This is a genomic window from Nostoc mirabile CHAB5784 (assembly GCF_020829645.1).
GTDB classification, from domain to species: domain Bacteria; phylum Cyanobacteriota; class Cyanobacteriia; order Cyanobacteriales; family Nostocaceae; genus Nostoc; species Nostoc mirabile.
This window is the reverse complement of the sequence record NZ_JAIVFS010000111.1, coordinates 1-22479: the sequence shown is the minus strand read 5'-3', so window position 1 is coordinate 22479 and position 22479 is coordinate 1. Positions and strand designations below refer to the sequence as shown.

The 22479-nt window shown below is 42.4% G+C and carries 23 protein-coding genes and 1 pseudogene; 6 read left to right on the top strand and 18 right to left on the bottom strand.

Annotated features, from left to right (window positions below; translation table 11 throughout):
• Positions 1-87: 87 nt before the first annotated feature.
• The 14 genes from LC653_RS37390 to phnG form a co-directional block, all read right to left on the bottom strand.
• Positions 88-684, bottom strand: coding sequence for a PI-PLC domain-containing protein (locus LC653_RS37390; protein ID WP_229500263.1), 597 nt, complete (start codon positions 682-684; stop codon positions 88-90).
• 299 nt (positions 685-983) lie between these two features.
• Positions 984-1262, bottom strand: a complete 279-nt coding sequence (locus tag LC653_RS37385) for a hypothetical protein (RefSeq protein ID WP_229500261.1) — start codon at positions 1260-1262, stop codon at positions 984-986.
• A 135-nt stretch (positions 1263-1397) separates the two neighbouring features.
• Complete coding sequence (locus LC653_RS47610; RefSeq protein WP_372478273.1) at positions 1398-1685, bottom strand: arsenate reductase/protein-tyrosine-phosphatase family protein; 288 nt, start codon at positions 1683-1685, stop codon at positions 1398-1400.
• Positions 1686-2288: 603 nt separating this feature from the next.
• Positions 2289-2882 (bottom strand): amidohydrolase family protein, encoded by a 594-nt coding sequence (locus tag LC653_RS37375; RefSeq protein WP_229500259.1) that lies wholly within the window; start codon positions 2880-2882, stop codon positions 2289-2291.
• A 3-nt stretch (positions 2883-2885) separates the two neighbouring features.
• Positions 2886-3617, bottom strand: coding sequence for a phosphonate C-P lyase system protein PhnL (gene phnL, locus LC653_RS37370; RefSeq protein WP_229500257.1), 732 nt, complete (start codon positions 3615-3617; stop codon positions 2886-2888).
• 11 nt (positions 3618-3628) lie between these two features.
• Positions 3629-4399 carry a phosphonate C-P lyase system protein PhnK gene (gene phnK / locus LC653_RS37365; protein WP_229500256.1) on the bottom strand — a complete coding sequence of 257 codons (771 nt, stop codon included), beginning with the start codon at positions 4397-4399 and terminating at the stop codon, positions 3629-3631.
• Between the two features lie 5 nt (positions 4400-4404).
• The gene (locus LC653_RS37360; RefSeq protein ID WP_229500254.1) at positions 4405-5262 is read right to left on the bottom strand and encodes an alpha-D-ribose 1-methylphosphonate 5-phosphate C-P-lyase PhnJ; all 858 of its coding nucleotides are present in this window, start codon (positions 5260-5262) and stop codon (positions 4405-4407) included.
• Positions 5259-5816 (bottom strand): phosphonate degradation HD-domain oxygenase, encoded by a 558-nt coding sequence (locus LC653_RS37355; RefSeq protein ID WP_229500253.1) that lies wholly within the window; start codon positions 5814-5816, stop codon positions 5259-5261. The genes LC653_RS37360 and LC653_RS37355 overlap by 4 nt, the downstream gene beginning before the upstream one ends.
• A gap of 2 nt (positions 5817-5818) precedes the next feature.
• Complete coding sequence (locus LC653_RS37350; RefSeq protein ID WP_229500251.1) at positions 5819-7039, bottom strand: alpha-D-ribose 1-methylphosphonate 5-triphosphate diphosphatase; 1221 nt, start codon at positions 7037-7039, stop codon at positions 5819-5821.
• Positions 7036-7458 (bottom strand): fosfomycin resistance glutathione transferase, encoded by a 423-nt coding sequence (gene fos, locus LC653_RS37345; RefSeq protein WP_229500250.1) that lies wholly within the window; start codon positions 7456-7458, stop codon positions 7036-7038. Before fos ends, LC653_RS37350 begins: the two co-directional genes overlap by 4 nt.
• On the bottom strand, positions 7455-8621 hold the full coding sequence (locus LC653_RS37340; RefSeq protein ID WP_229500248.1) for a carbon-phosphorus lyase complex subunit: 1167 nt from the start codon (positions 8619-8621) through the stop codon (positions 7455-7457). Before LC653_RS37340 ends, fos begins: the two co-directional genes overlap by 4 nt.
• 103 nt (positions 8622-8724) lie before the next feature.
• A complete protein-coding gene (locus LC653_RS37335) occupies positions 8725-9198 on the bottom strand; it encodes a GNAT family N-acetyltransferase (RefSeq protein ID WP_229500247.1) in 474 nt (157 codons plus the stop codon).
• Positions 9188-9790 (bottom strand): phosphonate C-P lyase system protein PhnH, encoded by a 603-nt coding sequence (gene phnH / locus LC653_RS37330; protein WP_229500246.1) that lies wholly within the window; start codon positions 9788-9790, stop codon positions 9188-9190. The genes LC653_RS37335 and phnH overlap by 11 nt, the downstream gene beginning before the upstream one ends.
• A 36-nt stretch (positions 9791-9826) precedes the next feature.
• Entirely contained in the window at positions 9827-10285 is a 459-nt protein-coding gene (gene phnG, locus LC653_RS37325) for a phosphonate C-P lyase system protein PhnG (RefSeq protein WP_229500267.1), read from the bottom strand.
• Positions 10286-10403: 118 nt separating this feature from the next.
• On the opposite strand from phnG, the gene phnF reads away from it, so the two are divergent.
• Together phnF and LC653_RS37315 are read left to right on the top strand one after the other, a co-directional pair.
• Positions 10404-11132, top strand: coding sequence for a phosphonate metabolism transcriptional regulator PhnF (gene phnF, locus LC653_RS37320; RefSeq protein WP_229500244.1), 729 nt, complete (start codon positions 10404-10406; stop codon positions 11130-11132).
• A gap of 120 nt (positions 11133-11252) precedes the next feature.
• Positions 11253-11621, top strand: a complete 369-nt coding sequence (locus tag LC653_RS37315) for a four helix bundle protein (RefSeq protein WP_229500243.1) — start codon at positions 11253-11255, stop codon at positions 11619-11621.
• 43 nt (positions 11622-11664) lie between these two features.
• Here LC653_RS37315 and phnE read toward each other — a convergent pair whose 3' ends face one another.
• The 3 genes from phnE to phnC form a co-directional block, all read right to left on the bottom strand.
• Positions 11665-12438 carry a phosphonate ABC transporter, permease protein PhnE gene (gene phnE / locus LC653_RS37310; RefSeq protein ID WP_229500265.1) on the bottom strand — a complete coding sequence of 258 codons (774 nt, stop codon included), beginning with the start codon at positions 12436-12438 and terminating at the stop codon, positions 11665-11667.
• A gap of 75 nt (positions 12439-12513) precedes the next feature.
• A complete protein-coding gene (gene phnD / locus LC653_RS37305; RefSeq protein ID WP_229500241.1) occupies positions 12514-13515 on the bottom strand; it encodes a phosphonate ABC transporter substrate-binding protein in 1002 nt (333 codons plus the stop codon).
• 43 nt (positions 13516-13558) lie between these two features.
• Positions 13559-14356 (bottom strand): phosphonate ABC transporter ATP-binding protein, encoded by a 798-nt coding sequence (phnC, locus tag LC653_RS37300; protein WP_229500239.1) that lies wholly within the window; start codon positions 14354-14356, stop codon positions 13559-13561.
• Between the two features lie 497 nt (positions 14357-14853).
• On the opposite strand from phnC, the pseudogene LC653_RS37295 reads away from it, so the two are divergent.
• From LC653_RS37295 to LC653_RS37280, 4 genes and pseudogenes are all read left to right on the top strand, one after another.
• Positions 14854-15143, top strand: a pseudogene (locus LC653_RS37295) (IS4 family transposase); the annotation flags it as partial.
• Between the two features lie 171 nt (positions 15144-15314).
• Positions 15315-15563, top strand: coding sequence for an ArsR/SmtB family transcription factor (locus LC653_RS37290; RefSeq protein ID WP_229500238.1), 249 nt, complete (start codon positions 15315-15317; stop codon positions 15561-15563).
• Between the two features lie 1210 nt (positions 15564-16773).
• Positions 16774-17895 (top strand): hypothetical protein, encoded by a 1122-nt coding sequence (locus LC653_RS37285; protein ID WP_229500236.1) that lies wholly within the window; start codon positions 16774-16776, stop codon positions 17893-17895.
• A 149-nt stretch (positions 17896-18044) separates the two neighbouring features.
• The gene (locus LC653_RS37280; RefSeq protein ID WP_229500234.1) at positions 18045-21146 is read left to right on the top strand and encodes an ExeM/NucH family extracellular endonuclease; all 3102 of its coding nucleotides are present in this window, start codon (positions 18045-18047) and stop codon (positions 21144-21146) included.
• A 498-nt stretch (positions 21147-21644) separates the two neighbouring features.
• Here LC653_RS37280 and LC653_RS37275 read toward each other — a convergent pair whose 3' ends face one another.
• Positions 21645-21815, bottom strand: a complete 171-nt coding sequence (locus LC653_RS37275; RefSeq protein WP_229500231.1) for a transposase — start codon at positions 21813-21815, stop codon at positions 21645-21647.
• Positions 21816-22479 lie beyond the last annotated feature (664 nt).

The window sequence follows — 22479 nt, the reverse complement described above, 5'->3', positions numbered from 1 at the left end:
TTGATATTTGTTGTGGAGTAACGTAATTTTCAAAAGGTTAAAAGCGCCAAAATAATCGATGTCAATTCTGTTCACTGCATTTAAGAACTATCTTTGTGCAGACATTTGTCTTGCATATTTATTGGGGGAGAGAGGGGTTGCCGTCGGCAACCCCTCTCTCCTATGAAAATGATTATCATTTTTATTGGCTGTATATTTTATTCTCTGGAAGTCCCTAATCAGGTCAACATTAGCATCGTAGAGCGGCCCCCAAACACTGGGTGCATCAATAGGCAGATTCCAGAAGCGCAAGATTTTGTTCTCACCATGTACCTGAGCCACGATATCGTCTAGGGCTGCCTTGGTGTCATCAGGGATGGTGCCAAGACCGTCCCAAGCCAGATCGCTATTAAAGAAAGTGTTCCAGTTGCCACTGATTAGGGGGATAAATTCAGGTGCTATCCCTTTGCCTATGTCGTCAGCACGACCATCATAGGCGGCGTAGCGCAAATCCTGAGAGAGCATATAATCTCGTGGTCGATTACCTGAGATGATGACATTAACCGCTCCCTTTTGCGTGTCGTAGCCACCAGAGGCGTTTTTGGTGTAAGTAGTGAACAGTCCGGGATTGTCAACTGCATAGTTGGTTAGGACATTGTGTAGGCGCTCGTAGGTTGAAACATCCTCACTCTTAATGTCAACCATCAGTGAGAGGTTAAGGCTGTAGAGCATTTGTCAATAAGTAATAGTACTTAAAACTATGCTGAAAATCCGGTTATTCAACAGAATTTTTGGGCTAGCGATCGCGTCACATTTAAAAACATCATTCATTCTTGCCTCAAAATTCAGTAGAAACATTAATTTAATACTTACTATTTTAGCAATTTTGCAGTAATATTACTAATTGACAAAAATGATTTTGTCTTAACCTCTCACGAATGAATGTCAACCAACAAAATCGGTAATCTTTTTCTTAAAAAGTTAGGCACGCGATCGCCTATTTACTAACTTTGTGCCAGTTGTTCTATAAGTTGGAGTAATTTTTTTTCAATTTGCCCAAGGGCTACTAATGCAGAGGTTTTATCTATATCGTGAACTAACCAGTATTCAATCACATCTGTCCATTGGGGAAAGCGTTCATTCATTAGTGGACGGTGTTCAAATTCATCTAGGGCAATAATCCTAGTAGCGGCTTGAAAATCTGGCTCACTTGCTGGCTTGGGAAACCGTTCATTATCAGGTAAGTTCACCAAGCGCACTGCTAAACCCGGATTTATCACCACATCTCTCAAAGCCTTCAGGACTTACGCAGCGATGATTAGTCATTGCGAGCGGAGCGTCTCCGAAGGAGTACGCAACGCTTGCAATGACGAAAGTACGTTGCCTTTGCGTAAGTCCTGGTCTTATAAAACCTAGATTTATGTGTTTCGCACTGTGCTAAAATTATTAGCCGCGAAAAAGGCTTGAAATCGGTTTTGAGTAAAGATTACGAGATAGGCGATCGCAAAGCTTGTGAGAAATGCGGGTAAAGCCTCAAGCGCATACCGAGAAATTGCTCCCACATTGTTAATACCTCTCTCAAGTGCCAAACCTCTGGAGTCAGCCTGCCAATCTAACCCTTGTTTTGTAGCTAACCAATTAAATAGATGTTCAGCAAAGCGGCTGCGGTAGTAGTTGCCTGTACAAAGGAACAAGATTTTATTCATTGGGTTGACCAGATGATTTTTAGTAAGCCTACGGGCTTTGTACTGGTAAATAGGGTAATTTGCAAGATATCCAGGCTACTTTTCAATAAATTAGATAGTTGCGATGGGGCAATTTCCTCGCTTGATTGGGAGAAGCGATCGCTCTGGCAATGAAAGTGAAATACTAAACTTAAACTAGTATGCCTTGCTCTGAAGCTGTGATTTTAAGAAGATTTTGGACAGCTTTTGGAAGGAGAAGTTGGACAAGTTGTAAGCTGAAATACCTAAAACTTCGTTAAGGCATTAATCAAGTGATCGCTTTTTTTGGATAAAGAAAATGGACATAGTAACAAAAATGGGAGAAGAACATGGACGCAAATCCGTATAAATGCTACTCCTAGCCAACTTTTCCCTTAAACTTGGATAACTTACTAACGTTGCGATCGCTTGCTGCCGTAAGCATCGCTAGGGAGCAAAACCTTTATCTTGTATACAGAGAGATAGTTTGAGCAGTTTAGCTTTCCTTTATGTTATTTTTTGGACGTTTTTGTCAGGTAAACTTGGACATCCTGTCCAAAATCTTCTTCAAGTCACAACAGCGCTCAACAGAGTTCAGTTAAGGCTCTACAACTGGCTATAAATGAACGGAGTAACACCGTATTTACCCATGTAATACTCTTTAAACTTGTCCAACCGGATAAACTGCCGTTGACCGGGAGTATGATCCATCAGCGAAATCATTGATAAAAGAGGATGATCTGCGTATTGTGCTGTAATCTCATAAACCTTGTCAAAAGCCAGTTCACAGCGCAGATGAATGCGATGTTCCACACAAAAACGTCCGGCGGCTTGTCCTTGCGAGATGACATCAATCATCGGTGCATAGTTAGTTAAGCGAGGAGAGCCAGTTGCTATATCGCCAATCGCGATCGCATCACATACTGTTGTGACTCCCGCACTAGCTAAATCTCGGTCATGATAAACTGCTGCGGCTTCTAAAGGCCAGCGAATACCAGGACGGGGAGACATACAGCGTTCGAGATTATCGGTGTGTAACTCAATCAATCCTGGTAATAGATAATCTCCCTGACCATTTTGACCATAACTCACAATCCCTGGTTGAATATCAGCAATCAATCCATCTCGCACTACCAAAGTACCTAGCAGTTCTTGATCTGGTAGTTGCAGACGATAGTTAGTGTAAATCTGTTCATTCATGGTTCAGTTATCCTTACCAAAGATTAATTCGCGGTTACAAAGTTGCGATCGCACTTCTTCATCGTGAAAAATGCCAATTAAGCCACAGCCTTTAGCTTTTTTCTCTTGCAACAGTTCAATGACTACTTGGCGATTAGTAGCATCTAGGGCTGAAGTTGGTTCATCCAATAGCAAAATGGGATAATCAACTGCTAAAGCACGAGTAATATTTACCCGTTGCTTTTCGCCTCCAGAAAAGGTAGTGGGGGAAAGATGCCACAGTCGTTCTGAGAGGTTGAGGCGATGAAATAAGTCTTTAACTTTGTTATGTGCAACCTCTATATCTACCCCTAATTCCAACAGTGGTTCTGCGGCGACTTCTAAGGCTGGCACTCTGGGAATTACTCTTAAAAACTGGCTGACATATCCAATGGTTTTCTGCCGGACTGCTAAAATTTCGTGGGGAGCGAGTTGACACAAATCAACCCAATCTTCCTGATGCTTTATCCAGACTGAACCACTATCAACGCGATAGTTAGCATATAAACAGCGCATAAAGGTAGATTTCCCACTGCCGGATGCTCCAGAAAGAGCGACACATTCTCCAGCATTAACGCTCAAAGATACTCCTTCTAACACCGATAGATTAATGCCTCCTTGCTGATGCAGAGTAAAAGTTTTTCGCAAATTCTCAACTTGCAAAAGTGCTTGGCTGGAAAACTTTACTGGACAATGATTAACGGTTAATAATTGCATTGTTAAGAAACTCATGGTGTTAAAGCGGCGCTGACTAGTAATTGAGTATATGGATGTTGTGGATCATCAAGTACTTGGTCAGTTAAACCTGATTCCACCACCTGTCCTTGTTGCATAACTAATAATCTGTGTGCCAGCAGTCTGACTACGCCGATATCGTGGGTAACTATAATCACGCTGAGGTTAAAATTGCGAACAAGCGATCGCAACAAATCTAATAACCGCGCTTGCACCGACACATCCAACCCTCCCGTCGGTTCGTCCATTAATATCAACCGAGGACGCGTCACCAATACACGAGCAAGTTGTAATCTTTGTTGCATCCCTCCAGAAAAATGGATTGGCAGATCATCTATCCGGGCTGGGTCAATTTCTACTTGTTGTAGCCAATGGGCAGCCTCATCCCGAATATTGCCGTAATGTCGCATTCCAATATCTAGTAGGCGTTCGCCGATATTCGCTCCTGCACTGACCTTCATTCGTAGACCATCACGGGGATTTTGCTGCACAAAGCCCCACTCGGTTCGCATCAACAATCGCCGTTTAGCTTCCGCAAGTTGAAAAACTTCTAAGTCTTCACTGCTACTACTAGTATAAGTAACATTACCTTTGTCAACAGCAATATGATTAGCGATCACACTCAGCAAGGTAGACTTACCTGAACCTGATTCTCCAACAATACCGAGAACTTGCCCAGGAAAGAGATTAAAAGAAATGTGATCGCAGGCTTTAATTGCACCGTAAGATTTACTCAGTTGGTGAACCTGTAAAAGAGGTTTCATCGGTTTTAAATTTTTACTTTTGAATTGTTACAGTAGTCTGTATCTGAACAGATCCATATTCGCCCACCTTGGTCGTCAATCACTACCTCATCTAAGTAGCTTTCTCTAGAACCGCATAACTCACAAACTTTATCCCATTTTTCTATGGTAAAGGGATGGTCTTCAAAGTCGAGGCTTTTAACTTTGGTGTAAGGTGGAATTGCATATATGCGTTTTTCTCTCCCTGCACCAAATAATTGCAATGCCGGACTCATCTGCATTTTAGGATTATCAAAGCGTGGGATCGGACTAGGACTCATCAAATAGCGGTTATGCACCATTACCGGATAGTCGTAGGATGTAGCAATATGTCCATGTGTGGTGATGTCTTCGTACAGCTTGACATACATAGCTCCGTATTCCTCTAGGGCGTGCATTTTGCCTGTCTCTACAGATGAGGGTTCTAGCCAGCGCAAAGGTTCGGGAATCGGTACTTGGTAAACTAAAATCTGTCCTTCCTGTAGTGGTGTTTCGGGTATGCGATGGCGAGTCTGAATTAAAGTTGCTTCTTGTGTGCGTTCTGTTGTCTTTACACCACAAACTTTTTGAAAAAAGCGACGAATATTAACAGCGTTAGTGGTGTCTGCTCCTTGGTCAATGACTTTTAAAACATCAGTTTGACCAATCACAGCAGCTGTTACCTGAATTCCACCAGTACCCCAGCCGTAAGACATGGGCATTTCTCTGGAAGAAAAGGGAATTTGATGTCCTGGAATCGCCACGGCTTTCAGCAAGGCGCGACGAATAGAACGTTTTGTTTGCTCGTCTAAATAAGCAAAGTTAAAGCCTGTTTCTGGGGATTGGGGATTGGGAGAAATATTCATTTTATTGGCGAGATCAAAGAGGCGGTTATAAATTGGGTGAAGTGGTTTAAATCGGGTGTTGGCAGATTTGTAGTTTTGGCTTTGTCGTCATAAATCCTTAACTGCACAGCATCTTGAGCATAAGGTTGCTGAATAAATTTCTTTGCTTGTTCTGGGGAAAATATGCCTCCTTGCAGTTCTAAGCTGCGTTTAGATGCGGCTGAGAGACTTTCCCAATATTGAGGAACAACTGAGCAAAGATAGCGTTTGGCGACGACATGAAGCCTAATTGGTTGTGTGACTGCTGGACTGAAAATCTGCCGTAGCAAGGAAATAGCTCGATGTTCATGTTGATCGTCTATGCCTTGGGTGGCGGGATTATCTCCCAAGTTATGGATTAAATGCCCTAAATCATGGAGTAGGCAAGCAGTAATCAATTCATGGTTTTGACCTGATATTTCAGCGAGGGTAGCGCATTGCAAAGCGTGTTCTAGCTGGCTGACGGCTTCGGCACCATAGGATTGAGAACCCTTTTCGGTGAACAGGTCAATAATGCTTTCGATAGTAGGTTTCATAATTATTTGATGTGATATCGGGCAACTTCTTGACCTGTTACATAAACAGATGCGATGCCTACAGCAAGCGCAGTGATCGCAGATGGGAAAGGATTATCAGGAGATATCAACAGGAAATCAGCATCTAAACCGGGAGCGATTTTACCTTTTTGATCGCTTATCCCCGCCGCCTCTGCTGGTCGGCTGGAAACTAATGACCACGCTTGTTCAAAAGACATCAAGCCTAATTCTTGGAGTTTGAAGGGTGCATAGAACAAGGAAGGGTAATGATAGTCTGAGCAAAGACAATCGATAACGTTATTTTTTACCGCCTCAGCGACACTCATCAAACCTAAGTGAGAACCACCACGCACTAAGTTAGGCGCACCCATAATAACTGCTGCACCATATTCACGAGACTGAGCAGCTAAGTCCACAGTCGCCGGAAATTCTGCGATCGCTACTCGGCGTTTTTGACTTAGTATTACCTTCTCTGGGGTGTCATCATCGTGAGAAGCGAGGGGAATACCGTAGGTATGAGCTAAATCCACGAGTTGTTCTATTTGCACGTCTCCTTCATGCCGCCGTTTTGTTACTTGGTTGACTAATTTTTCGATTTCTTCTATGGACATGGACGATCTTTGCCTCACACTGTTGAGATATCGGCTCAATCTCTTTTGATTTCCAGGGGGTGGTAGGTGATCGTTGATAGACAAAATATGCACACGACCGGATACCATCCAATCACACAATTCTTGATGTCCTGCAATATTTGCCTCTTCATGTCTAATATGAATGCGATGGTTGCAATTTAAAACTTGTTTTCCTGCCCCTAAGATGAAGTCAATTAAAGTACGGGCAGAATCTCGGCTGCGTAAACCTGGTTCGTAAGAGTCGGTGATTGAGCAATAAAAAGTTGTGATACCCGATGCTAAGAGGTTGCGGTCATTATCTGCGATCGCTATTGGTAGAGGAAAGTTAACTCCAGGTCGAGGGCAAATCATCCTTTCAAAAGCATCGCCGTGTAAGTCAATAATTCCCGGCAACATCTGGAGTCCTTGAGCATTTACCAGATGAAATCCATTAGGACTACTGGCCTGATCAATGCTGGTAAATTGCCCATCTTCAATTAAAACTGTGGTATCTTCCAGCCAACCATCGGAAGTTAGTACATTTACTCCTTGAATAGCAATTTTTGTGTTGGTTGGTTTTGATAATATTTGAATATTTTTAGTTGTTGTCACTGACTTACCTCAGTAAAAAATTTCATGCCTTCATAGGGAGCTTTTTGAGTAGCGGCAATTCTGGAAGATAAATCACCTATATGCAGTTCCAGCTTGTAGTGATCGGGGTCGAGAATATATATTGAATCACCTTCACTTGTATTTTGTTTCCATTGTTTGACTCTTAGAACTTTGAGGCGATCGCTATATTCTGGAAACTTATCTTCAGGGATACTAAAAGCAATATGAGTGTACTCGTCCATAGGATTTGTGCGTGTGTTGGAATTTAAAGATAGGCACAACCACAAGTCACCTGCCAGTAAATAAGCACCTGCTTTCCACTTAGCGATCGCTTGACAACCTAGAATTTCGGTATAAAACTTAAAAGATTTTTCTAAGTCGCAGACAGACAAAGTAATATGGTTAATTCCTCTGATCATTTCGCTTCTTCCAAAACCAAATCACCGTGTTCTAAAGACTGAGATTCTTCCGCAGTACCAGTTAACTCTGAAGATTGATTATTTAACTGCTGCTCTCGGATTTTCCGCACCAGATTTAACTCCGCTTGAAAGTCAATGTAGTGTGGGAGTTTGAGGTGTTGGACAAAACCTTGTGCTTCAACGTTATCGGAATGGGAAAGTACAAACTCGACATTTTGGGCTGGGCCTTGAATTGTTTCCCCTAATTCCTCAGCACGCATTGCTCTATCTACTAACGCCATCGACATCGCTTTACGTTCGTTATAACCAAAGGTAAGTCCATAGCCACGGGTAAACTGAGCAGGTAATTCTTTACTACCTTTAAACTGATTTACCATTTGCACTTCGGTGACAGTAATATCTGCGATCGCTACTTCAAATCCCAATTCTTCTGGGCAAATTATCACTTCTACTTCCCCCATGCGAATCTCTCCCGCAAAAGGATGGTTTCTGCCATAGCCTCGCTGTGTAGAATATGCCAAAGATAGCAAAAAACCCTCATCTGCACGCGCTAGATTTTGCAGTCTCGTATCCCGTTCAGCAGGAAAGGTCAATGGTTGACGAGTTAGGTCAAATGGCTTGGAAAATGACGAATCACAACTGCTCCCCTGCTGTTCTTCCGCTTGCATTAAGCCTTCACGATCTAAAGTATCAATTACACGCGGAACTGATTCTGTAATTGCTTCTGCTTCTGGTGCTGTAGGGATTTGTCCTTCTGCTATCAACTTAAAGTCTAGTAGGCGATGGATGTAGTCGAAAGTAGTTCCTAACCTTTGTCCTCCTGGTACATCTTTAAAAATGGCAGAAATGCGGCGCTGTATCTGCATTTTGCAGGTATCTAATGGCTGGCTATAATAAAAGCGGGGTAGTGTTGTCCGATAAGCTCGTAACAAGAAAATTGCTTCTACTAAATCACCCCAAGATTGTTTAATAGCTAGGGCTGCTAGCTCCTGGTCATATAAACTGCCTTCACACATCACCCGTTCTACTGCTAGGGTAAGTTGTTGTTCAATCTGGTCTAGCGTCAATTCAGGAATTGCAGGATCACCTCTGCGTCTACTTTGGAGGAGTGCTTCTGCATTTTGAATTGCCTGTTCACCGCCTTTGACTGCAACGTATGGCATATATTTTTAATTCGTAATTCGTAATTCGTAATTCGTAATTTGTGATTTGTGATTAAGAAATTTAGGTTTTAACTAACTTTTTAGGTTTCCATTATTTATATTTTTATCTTCCATAATTTTCGATTTGCTGACTTGGTTGAACTAAGCATTTAAAACTCCACCCATGCTGCTCGAATCCCAATGATTGGTAGAATTGATGGGTGCGAGTTCGTTTCAAATTTGAAGAGAGTGTGACTTTATAACATCCAGCTTCAGCACTAAATTGCAGCGCGGCTTGCACCATTTGGCTACCAATCCCCTCTCCTCGCATTTGAGAAATAACTGTTACTGCATCTAGAACTGCAAATTTGTGATAGCCCCGATGCATCATTGTTGGCGCATAGAGGAGACTGAAAGTACCTACAAGTTGCTGATTTAAAAAAGCAATATAGATGTAGTAGTTAGGAACTTGCGTGATTTCTGTCAAGATTCTTTCTACATCATCGCTTGGTAAGGGTGACTCACCATCCATGTCAGCATAAAGCTGATTCAATAGAGGCCAATCCTCACGGGTAGCAATGCGAATCTCAAGATTCATAGTACACCTCTGGTTTAGCGGTGCGTGGTAGTCCCATTACTGCATATTCTGTAAATAAAAATACATCTATGCCTTGTGGATAGGCTTGGTGATTCTGCATCCACAAGTCCCAAAAATGGACGGGAAGTGTCGGGGCTATCACTTGCTGGTCTAAAATTCCTGGCCCCATCAACGTCACAGGTTGCCCCATCTCAAAATTTTCCACCTGTATCAATAGTGTTGTTGAGGCTTCCGGCTTTTCTCCTGTACCCCAGCTAAAAATAGATAATTCTTCCAACCCTGCCAAATCTTGAATTAAGGCAAAGTCAGCTTTCTCTGGGTACTGTGTGAAGCGACAGCCAGTATGAAACAACAACCAAGCTCTCACTTGATCTGTAAAACTTGGCTGTAGCCATACCACAACATCCAAATCCAGCAACGTCAAACAAGCAGCCCCACAAATAGGCGTTAAACCCAAAGGCACACTCATATCAGCAGTTATCCAATAAGGTGTCCCCGGTCGAGAATTAGCATCAAGCAACGCCCGAAATGTCCTCTGGGCATCATGAATTGAGTCTTGAAAACCAGGTAAAGATGTAACTATATTTGACATTAATTAATAATTTTGAATTTTGAATTTTGAATTGATTTACCCTTCCCCCCTGACCATTGTGAAGAAATTGACCTTAGTGGCGGCTGCTTGACGCTGCTTGAGTTCCTGCTGCTTTTGGTGTTCTACTTGCAAGGGTTGAATTACCTCAGCCTGAATCTGATCGTGCCAATTTGGAGTTTGTAGTAACGCATCACAAACAGCAGCTAGTTCTGCATGAAGGTGCGATCGCCCCGCGACATAACCGAATCCAGCGATTGCTTCATCTCCTTGGCTCTCTAACTGCACAACACAGCGAGTCATGGTGATTTCTCCTAAGTTAAATGGCTCTCCTGTACCCCCAGCGCGTCCCCGCACCATTGTTAGACCAATCTCTGGGCAGCGTAAAAAGCTATAGTTGGGCAAAGTAACCAATTTTTTTACCAGTTTTTCTAATAGCTCTAACTTGGCTTTAGCTAATGTTGCCATCCATGCTTGTCGCTGCGTCACAGTAGGCATAAGTTGGTTTGTGGTATTTTGTTTTAAACTCTTCTTAACTTGTCTAGACATCTAGATAAAAGTAGATTAACGCAATTATGACAAGTTGACAATCTAATATTGATACATGAAGGAAATAATGCCGATTTATGCCCAGATTGCTGATCAACTGCGACAAAACATTCATCAAGGGGTTTATCAGCTTGGAGAACGACTACCAACGGAAACCAAGTTAGCAGAACAATTTTCAGTTAATCGTCATACCCTCAGACAAGCGATCGCCCTCCTAAAAAACGAGGGATTGTTACGAGTTGACCGAGGACGCGGAACTTTTGTAGCGGCTAAAACCATCCGCTATGCGATTGGTAAGCGAGTGCGTTATAACCAAACGTTGAAAGCACAGGGTTGGCAAGTGAGGTTTCAACTGCTGCGTGTTTTAGAAGTACCTGCCGATGATGCGATCGCCAAAGGATTAGAGATTCCTTATGGTGAGCCTGTAGCGTTAATTGAACGTTTAGGTTTAGCGAATGAAGAACCTATTAGTGTGGGTACTGGGTATTTTCCCCTCAAGCGATTTCCAGATTTCTTGGAGCCGAAAAATATCAAAATTTTGCAAGAACAGCAATCAATATCTCAGTTTTTACAGCAGCTATATGGATGCGATCATATCCGCCGTAGTACCTGCGTTTCTGCTCGTCTAGTCCAGCCTCAAGATGCAAAGTGGCTACAACTATCCCTCAATCAACCCATCCTGTTAGCGGAGTCGGTGAACGTCGATGAAACAGGTAATGTCATTGAATATGGGGTGACTCGACTGCGGGGCGATCGCATGGAGTTATTTTTTGAAAATGACTTAGCGGTTGGCTGATGACTGATAACTGATAACTGATAACTGATGACTGATGACTGGTGACGGTAAACACTTTCTTGGGCTAGTTTAGCAGTCAACTGTCAACCGTCAACCGTCAACCATCAACGATCAACAATTATGGAAACCTTCCAAAATTTACGAGTTTACCAATTATCAGAAAATCTAGCGAATGAAATTTGGTTTATTGTACAGAAATGGGATTACTTTGCAAAAGATACAATTGGGAAACAAATTGTCAAATCAGCAGACAGTATAGGTGCTAATATCGCAGAGGGGAATGGTCGTTATAATTTACAGGATAATCAAAGATTTATAAAAATTGCTAGAGGTTCTTTAAATGAAACAAGGCATTGGTTAAGGCTTGCTTATAAGCGAAAAATTTTGACTCAAGAGCAAATAAATATAATCAAACCAATTATAGATGAATTGTCACCTAAACTAAACGCTTATCTTAACTCACTTAAAAGAAAGTCAGATAATACTTAACATTTACCAGTCATCAGTCATCAGTCATCAGTCAGCAATCATACTAAACTAACCACCCTCTAACCTTTGCAGAGAGTAAATCAATAATACCAGTAGTAACAATCAAAATAATAAGAATTGTACAGACTTTTTGGTATTCAAATGCACCAAAACTTTGATATAGTGAAACGCCAATACCGCCAGCCCCGACAATTCCTAATACAGAAGCAGAACGCACATTTGACTCAAATCTGTAGAGAGTGAAAGAAGTCCACAAAGGCATTACTTGGGGAATCACTCCATAAATTACTTCTTGAATCTGACTTGCACCAGTAGCTCTAATTCCTTCTACCGGGCCTGACTCAATTGATTCTACTGCTTCTGAGAATAGCTTACCCAGAATACCGGCAGTATGAATAAATAATGCCAAAACTCCAGCAAATGGCCCCAATCCAACAGCAACTACAAAGATTAGCGCAAAGACGATTTCGTTAATCGCACGCATAGCATCTAATAGGCGACGTGTTGGTTGAACAACCCATATTGGACAAATATTATTAGATGCTAGGATAGATAAAGGAACAGCTGCGGTCGCAGCCATTAAAGTTCCCCAAATTCCCATTGAGATAGTAACCAGTGTTTCTGAGAAATAATAATTCCAATCGCTAAAGTCTGGCGGAAAATATGAACGTATATATTCCACCATGTTGTCTCCCCGTTGCAGAAGTACAGGGAAATTTAACTCGCTTTGATTATAGGCAAAAATTAATAGAGCAGCAATCACTAAAAGAAACAAAACTTTTTGGGTATTCACAAGCTTTGCTTCTTTCTCTAACATTGCTGCTACATTAGGAGATGCGTAAGTAATTATCTGATTTCGTGGGCGCACTTTTCACTACCTATAAATCTAATTTCATTTAATTCCTTTGAGTTGCTGGTTGAGTTCTGCTATTGTTTGCTGCTTTTCTTGCTCACTAATATTTTCTTTAGCTTGAGTCTCTTGGATTTTTTTAGCAATTTCTAGTTCTCGAATTGTATGCCAATTTTTATCTTCAGCCTGTACAAAACCAGAAATTTTAAATTGCCCTAAAACTTGAGCATCTTTGTAGTTGTAGAAAAAGTTTTGCAACTTTTTTTTGATATCATCTGGTAAATCCCGACGATAAACAATCGGATCGCTGGGAATTATAGGTGATTTCCAAATAATTTCAATCTTCTGCCTGGCTGTAGGATTAGTACTTTCTAGACGACTTAATGCTTCACTACTGACGGTAGCTACATCTACCTGTTTATTAGCTACAGCTAGAGCGCAGGCTTCATGATTACCAGCAAAAATCAAGCGTTTAAAAGCTTTCTTAGGGTCAACATTGTTTTTAGTAAAAATATAGTAACTAGGAACTAAAAACCCAGAGGTAGAATTAGGATCATTAAAAGCAAAGGTGAGTTTAGCGGCATTTTGAATCACATATTTATTGCCACCTGCTGCTATAGCTTCCGCAGTGATGGGATTATCTTTATTAGTAATTAAATGAGAATAGTAGCCTCTACCGCCATCTGCACTCATAACTTGAGCAAAAGCTTCTGCATTAGCAATTTTTGCTGCTTCAATATAAGATTTACCACCTAACCAAGCTGCTTGAACTTTACCAAAGCGCATAGCTTCTATGACTGCTGCATACTGTGTAACATAGAAGGGTTTTATGGTAATCCCAATTTCCTGAGACATAGCAGCAGCAAAAGGTTCCCAAATTGGTTTTTGATTAGCTTGAGATTCTGTAGACAGAACACCAAAGTTAATTTCTTTAATCGCTGCGGTACTATTATCAGCATTAGAAGTACAAGCTGAAAGTATCTTGGCACTTGCCAAAGTTATAGTAAACAAAGAAGCCTGCTGGATAAATAACCTTCTGTCCATAAATTTAGTTGTGAGATGTAAGTAAAAATTCTCTATTTTGGGGTTACACTACCAATTCACCGTGTCCTCTCATAATGAGTTCTTCGGCAGCTGTGCCATAAAGTTCATTGAGTTTGTGATCATTCATCTCTGTGGTTGCACCATCAAACATTACTTCTCCATCTTTGAGAGCGATCGCTCGATCAAAGTAACTACGCACCATTTGAACCTGATGTAAGGAAGCGACTACAGTAATTCCGCTTTGGCGATTTAGCTGCACGAGCAATTCCATGACTTTACGCGCCGATTCAGGATCTAGAGAGGCGATTGGTTCGTCTGCGAGGATGATTTTCGCTCCTTGCACTAAACAACGAGCGATCGCCACTCGTTGTTGTTGCCCTCCAGAAAGCATAGATGCCCGTTTATAAGCGTGTTCAAGAATGCCTACTCGCTCTAATGCAGCAAGAGCTTGGACTTTTTCTTCTTTGGTAAATAAATGTAATATTGAACGAAAAATAGACAATCTTGCTAAGTTACCAATGAGAACATTTTCGATAACTGTTAGCCGATTGACTAAATTAAACTGTTGAAAAATACAACCTATCTGACTTCGTAAAGACCTAATTTTAGAGTGTACTTTCCCCATACTCTGTAGGACTGAGCCAAAAATATAAACAGTCCCTGAATCTCCAATATGTAAACCATTAATATGCCGTAAAAGGGTAGATTTGCCTGAGCCAGATGCACCTATAAGCGCAACCATTTCTCCCTCATCAATTGTGCAAGATAACTTTTTAAGCGCTGTCTTACCTTTGAAAATTTTCGAGAGATTACTAACTTCGATAGCCACTGTATTTGCCATTTTTTGACATTTAGATGTCTATGATTATTAATATTAATAATATTTTTTAGTTAAGTAATAATTAAGGCAAGGATAATTTATGATTTAATTTCTTAATTATCAATCTAATGAATGAGCCAATTGTCGATATTTATCAATATAATATAAAGCTTATGATAGATAGACTAATTTACATATTTTAATTAAGATTTAATTAACAAAAAGCTAATTTTTGGTGAAAATTTAATTAACTCGCTAGGAGTTAGTAAAGGATGGCATAAATAAACCACCCATTTCAAATCAATAAAACGCTTATACTGTATACCTATTTGGCTTTTTATATGGGCAATTCATGGATTGCCCTTACCCTTAGTGGTGCAGAAAAGTCCTGAAGAGTTAATAGATATATTGGGAATCTCAGTGTGAGACAAGGGTGACAGAGCGGAGGACGACATGGGATGCTCAAGTTTCCACACAAAAAGTCATCCGATATGTCAATCCCCTAACTTTATCGTCAACTGCAAGCTCAACTAAGTCAATGGATTTGTCCCCAAGTCCAACGACATCTGCAAGTTTTTTGTGAGAATGTTGCCGCCATTTTGCAAGCTCAAAGTGCGTGTCTGAGCCACTGGTTGCCCTACCTGAGTCATAGGGACGTTGCATTGCTCGCAGCCACATGGAGCGCTTAAACTACTTTGTCCATAGTCCCAAAATCACTTCCGAAACCTTCTATTTTCCGCTGTTGCAGCAGTTTTTGAAGTCCTGGGAGGGCATGGCGATGACGACGCTAATACTCGATACCAACGTGTTCATGACATCTACGACGTGATCGCGGTAGGGGGACGATACAAATTAATAACTGAGATAGATAAGCGTAGAACTATAGACTAAGACAGGCTCCTTATTGACAGCAAGCCCCCGTGCTGACTTCAACAGGTTTAATATCCCGCACCTGTGAGTCACCCAAAACTTATTTCGAGTGCTGGGCGAATCGGCTCGGCTACAGTTGCTCAGTTTTATTGCAGTTCAACCTGCACAGGAAGCTTGCGTTTGTCAGTTGATAGAGCCACTGCGTTTATCGCAACCTACTGTCAGCCATCATCTGAAAGTATTGTATAAAGCAGGTTTACTCCAAAAAGAACGACGCGGTACTTGGATTTACTATCGGTTAGTACCAGAGCGGTTCGAGATATTGCAGAAGGTGCTAACGCTTCCAAAATCAAAATGAGATTGAAAGTAGTATTTGCACTCGTTCACCTATTCGATAAGGACACATCAGCGCATCAACAATCCTGATGTCGTTTGGTTTTGGTTTTCGCCCTTTTATCTTGCAGCTTCTTCAATTCGGTTGGGGAGAGTTCAAGTAGCAGAGGCGGTAGATCCATCTCAACATTGATAACACAACCGCCTCTGCTGCAACCCTTAAGCGCGGAGTGTCAAGACGAGTTGTTTAATGCCTGGGATTATCGATAAAGCTATTGTTTTGTTATGGAGACGGAGTTTCCGGGACATGATTCACTCTTATGACTAAATGGGCAGTAAAATCTATTACAAGTACTTTTAGTTCTCTAATATTAAAAACATTTGTAGTTGTAAATAGAACGTAGAATAAATTGTTTGAAATATGTATGTTGTTCTGGAGTGAATTTAACGGAAAAGATTTAATGAATAGTTATGTTCGATTAAACATTGGGTTAAGCTCTTACAATATGTTGACTAAAGGCATAAGTTTAACTGCGAACGCTCATACCATTTCACGGAAATATGATTACGGATAGAGAAAAAATTAAGAATAATCAGTAAAGATGGCTAGGGTAACAAAAGTAAAGATAAAAAAACTTTGAGGAGTTTCTTAGTACTTTCTTAGAAAATAAAAATAATTAATTTTCCCCGATTTTATTATCATTTTGGTTCAACTATAAAGAGTTTATAAGACTTTTAATGATAGCTAGTTACACCACGGATTTACAGCCCCCTCAAAGTTAACACCAACTTGCCCCTGACCCAAATATCTATTCCAAAATGGCTCATCATCAGCCATACTGACAGCCTCACTAAGCTTAGAAACTAGCTCAAATCAATCTTGATCTAGTTTTTTATTCTGGATTTGAGCATTAGCAATGTGTTTGCAATTGTGCGCTAACAAATAGTCCCAGTTGGAGACCGTGTGCTTCTAGTCACAATAGGCACACGGTCAAGCCACTCAAACGGCTGATACCAAGCACCCAAGTTGGGTTGGATTTCCCAAAATTCGGTTGAACGGAAAATGCGAACTTAGAAAGTAACCGTAAAGATACGAACTTGTATCCCACTTATAACCTATTCATAACCTCTCTATCATCGATAATCCGGTAGTCTAAATTGCTGACTGGAATGATATGGGCAGAAGCTACTTGTCAAAAATGCATTCACGGATTTCAAAAATAATTGAGGATATAATGACGACCAAGCTTGGCTATTCAGTGTTACGACACTTTACTACTACACATTTGCTGCGTAAAGTGTGTTTAGTCGCCCTGACTTTACCGTTCCTGGCATCTGCAACCACTAGTTTGGTGGTTGCCAGAGGGAACGAGAACGCGAATGCGCCATACGAGATCGGACTTTGGGGGGATTTACCTTACTCGGACGCACAGGAGGTTGGGGTAACAAGACTAATTGACGACATGAATTCGCAGAAACTTTCTTTCAGTGTCCATGATGGCGATCTCAAAGCCGGTTCTAACAGTCTTTGCGACAACGCGCTGTATGCCAAGGCACTCGGCTACTTCAACGCTCTGGAGGCACCAGCAGCCTTCACACCGGGTGACAACGATTGGACAGACTGCGATCGCCCTTCAAATGGTGGATTTAATTCACTTGAACGCCTCGACTACGAGCGTCTAGTATTCTTTAGCACGAATTTTTCTCTAGGGCAGCGTCGGCTAGCCCAGGAAGTGCAGACTTCACAGATGTGCCTTGGTGTCAACGGTGCAGTGCCCTGTCTTGAGAACCGTCGCTGGACAGTCGGCAGAGTTACTTATGCAACACTCAATATCCAAGGTTCGTGTAATAATCTATGTGACACTGCGCCTAACTCAACGGAGTATACAGCACGAAATGCAGCCAATATTGCATGGATGAAAGAAACCTTTAGAGTGGCAAAAGAAAACAACTCGGCGGCGGTGATGTTGATCTCCCAAGCTAATCCAGGGTGGGATCAGACCGACCAAACCAGAGCGCCTTTGCGTGATCCAAAGACGCTCGTGCAAACCGATGGGCAGCCTGATGGTTTCAAGGACTTTTTATTAGCATTGCGTGATCAGGTGATCGCTTTCCGTAAGCCGATTGCATACGTACATGGCGACTCGCACTACTTCCGTATTGACAAGCCATTTCTAGATGTTCAAGGTAGACGTATAGAAAACTTCACTCGTGTCGAGACATTTGGCAACAATGCGGCGAACGGCACTAACGATGTGCAATGGGTCAAGGTAAGCGTCGATCCCCGTAGCCGAGACGTGTTTTCATATCAGCCACAGATTGTTCCCAGTAATCGAGTAGCGGTTCCGACTCCGTAATGCTATACGGTTTCTAACCAACGATGTTGAGCTTCTGTCGCAATAGTTATTTGGCGACCTCACATAAATTGGCACGTTCTGGCACAGGTATGAATTTGTGCCATTCCTCACTAAATAGTTAATACACAATCACAGGTAGGCAGAGACAAATGGCAGATTTGTTTTTTTCCGAGTATGTAGAGGGCAGCAGTAACAACAAAGCTCTTGAAATTTACAACAGCACTGGGGCTGCAATCAACTTATCGGCAGAAGGCTACGTTGTGCAGATGTATTTCAATGGCAATACTGCTCCTGCTACGACAATCAACTTGACAGGTACAGTAGCAAATGGGGATGTATTTGTCCTTGCTCAAAGTCTTGCTAATGCGACGATTCTCGCTCAGGCAGATCAAATCAGTAGCGCTTCCTGGTACAACGGCGACGATGCGATTGTCCTACGCAAGGGTGGAAGCAGTGGTACCATCGTTGATGTAATCGGTCAGATTGGTGTTGATCCAGGGACTGAGTGGGGTACAGGGCTAACTAGCACAGCAGATAACACACTGCGCCGCAAGAGTAGCATCACAATGGGTGATACCAACCCTGATGATGTATTTGAACCAAGTGTACAATGGCTTGGGTTTGCTACAGATACCTTTGACGGATTGGGAAGCTACACAATTGATGGCGGTAATGCTGCTGGGGTGACAATCACCCAATTTGGTGGCAGCACAGATGTCAACGAAGCAGGTGAAACTACTGACACCTACACGATCGCACTGAATACGGTGCCGACTGGTGCTGTAAACATTGCGATCGCAGCAGACGAAGAAACGCAAATTAGTAGCGATAGTATAAACTTCTTCAGTTCAGTAACGCTGTCCTTAAGCAACACTACTTCTCAAACAGTGACTGTTAGGGCAGTTAATGATGCGGACATGGAAGGCTCTCCCCATAACGGTGTAATTACCCACTCGATTACCAGTAGTGCTGACCCTGCCTACTCCAACACCTCTACACCAATTCCAAATCTCAACGTTAATGTAACCGATAACGACGTTGCCCTCATGCTAACGCCAATCTACACTATTCAAGGAACTGGCGATGCTAGCCCTTTTGCTGGCAACAATGCATTCTACACCACTGAAGGTGTAGTGGTGGGAGATTTTCAGGGTAGTACGGGTCTGAACGGTTTCTACATCCAAGACCCCACAGGGGACGGCAACTCAGCAACCTCTGATGGCATCTTTGTTTTTGCCCCTTCAAGCATTGATGTCAACGTGGGTGATGTTGTACAAGTTACAGGAAAAGTTTCTGAATCCTTCAATCAGACGCAAATCGATAGCCTGACCAGTTTAAACGTGGTGGGTTCAGGGACAGTTGCCCCCACTGTAGTAGATTTACCTGTAGCAACCGTAACAAGCCTGGAACCCTACGAGGGAACGCTGGTCACCTTCCCGGAAACTCTAACCGTCACCGAGAACTTCAACTTGGCTCGTTTTGGTGAGGTCGTACTATCGGCTGAGGGGCGGTTGTTTAATCCCACGAACTTCATCGATCCGACTGACATCCCCTCCTCTGAAACAGAAAATGATGAAAACAACGTAGCTGCTGTCACGGTTGAGCAGAATATCAACAACAGCCGTCGAATTCTAGTGGATGATGGTAGCAATACTCAAAATCCGACGACTATCCCCTACCTCAATGCCAATAACACCTTGCGGACGGGTGATACGACCACGAACCTGACTGGTGTGCTTGGCTACGGATTCAACAATTATCGGCTTCAGCCAACGGTTACACCTGTATTTAACCAGACTAATCCCCGCACCTCTGCACCAGAGAACGTAGGGGGTAATATTAAAGTTGCTAGCTTTAATGTGTTGAATTACTTCAATGGAGATGGCGCGGGGGGCGGATTCCCTACATCTCGCGGCGCAGATTCTGCCATTGAGTTTGAGCGACAAAATGCCAAGATTGTCAGTGCGATTGCAGCGCTTAATGCTGATGTCGTTGGTTTAATTGAAATTGAAAGTGATGGTGATAATGCCAATTCAGCGATCGCTAATTTGGTCAATAGTCTCAACGGCAACATCGGCGCTAAAGTCTACGATTATATCCGTGACCCAGCTACAGGGGTCGGGACTGACGAAATCAAAACGGCGTTTATTTATAAACCAGGTGTCGTCACCCCAGTTGGTGCATCCCTGAGCGATACTGATGCCATTTACAATCGCCTACCCGTAGCGCAGACTTTTATCCTTAACTCCAATGGTGAAACTTTCACACCCGTGATCAACCACTTCAAATCTAAGAGTGGAACAGGCACGGGTTTGGATGCAGACCAAGGTGATGGGCAAGGTGCTTTCAACTTCACCCGCGTTCAACAGGCAGAAGCACTGCTTGGATTTGTTAATGAGCTAAAAGTCTCAACAGGTGATAGCGATGTGCTCGTCATTGGTGACTTGAATGCTTATGGTCAAGAAGACCCAATTGATGTTCTACGAAATGGCGGTTTAATCGATGAAATTGACAGATTTGTAGATAATCCCTACTCATTTGTCTTTGATGGACAGTCAGGCTACCTGGATCATGCCCTCGCCACGTCTAGCCTGGATACTCAAGTATCGGGTGTGACCGAGTGGCATATTAACGCTGACGAACCGAGAATTTTAGATTACAACCTTGAATTTAAAGGAGCTGGAGCCTCACCTGACCTCTACACAGAAACACCCTACCGCTCGTCCGACCATGACCCAGTTCTAGTTGGCATTAATTTGTCTAGCACCCTTACCGTAATCAACGGGGGCAATGGCAACAACCCCATTAATGGCACCTCTGGCAGAGATGAACTCAACGGCGGTAATGCTAAGGATACCTTAAATGGGGGCAATGGCAACGATATCCTCAACGGTAATAACGGCAACGACATCCTTAACGGGGGCGTTAGCAACGATATCCTAGTGGGTGGTAACGGTGATGACCTACTCAATGGTGGTCAAGGCAATGACAACCTGACTGGTGGCAAGGGTAGCGATCGCTTTGTGTTAGTAGTGGATACAGGCATTGACACCATCACTGACTTTCAAGATAGTCAAGACTTGCTCGGCTTGTCAGGAAATTTGTTGTTTGGGGAGTTGACGATTACCCAGGGCACAGGTGTGAATGCTAGCAACACCCTAATTAGGCTGACAGGTAATGATGGACTGCTAGCGGTTCTAAGTGGAGTGCAGTCTAGCACTATCACTGCTGCTGATTTTGTAACAATTTAAGGGATTGGCGCAATAATGGTAAATTAATGTTTTAAGAAGGTAAGCTAATCAGCATTTAAGTTGCATAAAAGCAGGGCTGATGCTCTTACTAGGAGCGAATCATTCTGGAAAAATAAATGACGATTAGCTTAGGAGACAGGACAGTGCGGCTTGGTTCACAAAGTTTTTATCTGTTTTGAGCAGTTCTTGAGAAGGAGTTATTGCCCAATAACTCTTTTTCCTCAAGAGGATCTTGGGTTATGCGAACCGTATTGCCTCCGTCAGCTCAATAATTCATCCCATCCACTCCACCCAATTGGGTGCAGATGCTATTGGTATAGGAGTGAAAGCGGTTTCCCCTAAGAACAGCGCTTACCACATCGCCTAAGCTAATATTTATTTAGCTAGCTGGATTTTTATATGGATGAATACAATCAGGTAGATAAAAACAATTTTCTTTACCAGTCCTATCGGTACCTGGGTGAATTCACACCTCAGAGCCTAGGGCGTGTTTTCAAACTATAACCACAGAATAATGGAGGCGATTGTGATCATGGCTGTATAATTTACAGCAAGTTTTTCATATCGGGTGGCGATGCGGCGAAATTGTTTGAGTCGGTTGATAGCCCGCTCAACAATGTTGCGTTGACGGTAGATTTCAAAGGCTTTACGGACCACGACGCAGTTCATTCGAAAGTCTTGGGATGGTCAAACGGATACCACGGCGGCGCAAGTAATTACGGATGCGACGACCTGTGTAACCTTTGTCTCCAACTAATCGTAAAGAGCGTAAACGTGGACGACCTCGCCCACAACGCTTGACTGCACCCTGTTCCATCAATTGTTCTAGAAAAAATGTAACGTGCAATGCCCAAATTGCGATCGCAATTATAAAGACTGGTACAGAGGCTCAGTCAATCTTGACCTGGATGACTTTGATAAAGAATATTTAGAGCAATGTTCAAGTGCTGTTTGCCCTCATTACCAACACAAGGTCTACGTATATCCCTATTAGTGGCGTGGTATAGCTGCTGATGGTTCTATATTATTTCTGACTTCTGGGATTCTGATGTTATTTGTCCTGCCCCGTCAAAACAATTCAAAATTATCAATTCAAAATTAATACCCCACGCACGCCACTTGCTCTACTTGGGGAAACCCCAAGACCGCAGTGGCTTATAACTGTCCGTTCGCTCATTTTCACCTTGTGGGGGTAGATATAGCGAAGACACTGTTGGCGAAATATTTCTTCACATTAAAAAGCGATAAAAATTAATCAATTTGGAGAAATCGTGAGTGACTTCTTGCAGCAGTTTTGGCACCAATCAGAAACTGTCAACCAGAAGTTTTATTT